This window comes from Acinetobacter sp. AR2-3 (assembly GCF_001878775.1).
Classification (GTDB): Bacteria; Pseudomonadota; Gammaproteobacteria; order Pseudomonadales; family Moraxellaceae; genus Acinetobacter; species Acinetobacter lwoffii_D.
Genome location: NZ_MJIQ01000073.1, coordinates 1 through 1,671, shown reverse-complemented (window position 1 = coordinate 1,671; position 1,671 = coordinate 1). Strand labels below are relative to the sequence as shown.

Below are 1,671 nucleotides of genomic sequence, written 5' to 3'. Positions count from 1 at the left end.
GGTTAAAGGAGAAAGGAGATAGTAGGGAACAGAGGAGGTTTAGTGGGATAAGAGAGATGTATGTGAAGGAGGTGTATGGAGTTTTTTTTTTTGTCTCGTGGGCTCGGAGATGTGTATAAGAGACAGCGAAGTAATGCCAGTCAGTTAAGAAATTGACTGGCATTTTCTTGGGTATTTCTGCGGTTTTCCTTTCACAACTCGTGGGCAACTTCTAACCCTTCTCTCAGGCAAAACATACCTCCTCGATTTCTCCAGTAAACTTTCTAGATGTTTAGGTAAATTCCCTGCGGAGTCTAAAGAATCAAATCTTAATATATTCAGGATGCTGATAGAGGCAATATGAAAGCTGATTCTCAAAGGACTGACTTTTGCACGTTGAGCCATATGTTTCATTTGTCTTCTTAGAATATTATAGGCAATGAAGACCCCCCATAATTCTTGATAAATTAAATCAGGTTGCTTGCTCCTCAAATGCTTACCTTCCTGTAAATCACTTTTGATTTCTCGGTAACACATTTCTATTTCCCAGCGCTGGGCATAAAGCTTCGCCAAGCCTATCAGTGGATATGCCTTTGAATCCATTAATGAAGTGATATAACGTCTAATTTTCCCTGCCTGCTCAACTTCAATCAAACGCGCTTCCCAATATTCTCCTAATGATGGATTTAGCTTCCTGGCTCTAGCTGAAAGAGGCATTTTGATTTGAAAGTCATGCGGGGAATTACGTTTAATGATCTCATAGCGTAAATTATCTTTTGCTCTCATTAACCAATGACTGGCTTCTACTCGTGTTTGCCAGTCAATCAAGAAATCAGCAGAGAAATAGGCTCGATCAAACAAGGTAATACTATGCGATGGAGGACATAATCGATTTGCCAGTGTAAGTTCACCCTGATCCATGCTACCTATTTGGGCATCAATGATTTCATGGGTGCTGGTATTTACCAGGCAGGTTGCTCTCACTTGTGGATAAGGGGCTGCAGCGGTTTTACCCTTAGATGAGCCAAAGTGTTCAAAATTCTCGTCTGTATAAGGCATAGACCAAACCACCCCGTCAACAGCACATACACTAAGGCCATGAAAGTTTGAGTATTGCTGTTGGGATTCTTCAAACCAGGCTTGGCTGAGTAGAGAAAACAAGGTATTCAAGGGCTCTCGTCCTAAACGTTGTCGTGCTTGCACTGCTGCACTGGGGACACAATATTCTGTTGTACCAAACACAAGTTTTAGTTGCTCTACGACATACCCGATCGGTTGATCTCGAAATAGGGCAAGCCCAATTACCAGCCATACCACATGTTCGGCAGGTAATTTTCTTCTCCTGATAGAAGCCTTACCTGTTTGATGTAGGCTTTCTTTAATCCAGTTTAAATCAATGAGTTCACTGAAATGGCTGAGTGAAGGCAAAGAATGTTGAAGGGTGCAATCTAAATTTTCAGATAAAGTCATAAAAAAAATGAGCGTATTGGCATACACTCATTTTTACTACATTTTTCTAATGTCTGCTTAACTGACTGGCATTACTCAACTGAGGGCTTTTTTTAGGCTGGTAGGCGATTTTTGATACGCCCACCACAGCGCAAAACACAGCAAACTAATCGCGATACAAAAGCTGATTACGGCGAAATCCAGCCCCCAATGATCGGCCAGATAACCCACGGCCTGTCTCTT

Annotated in this window: 1 protein-coding gene; it reads right to left on the bottom strand. The window is 41.8% G+C overall.

The annotated features are described in order from the left end of the window. Positions 1–144: 144 nt before the first annotated feature. The gene (locus BFN00_RS13405; RefSeq protein ID WP_005104965.1) at positions 145–1,449 is read right to left on the bottom strand and encodes an IS4 family transposase; all 1,305 of its coding nucleotides are present in this window, start codon (positions 1,447–1,449) and stop codon (positions 145–147) included. Positions 1,450–1,671 lie beyond the last annotated feature (222 nt).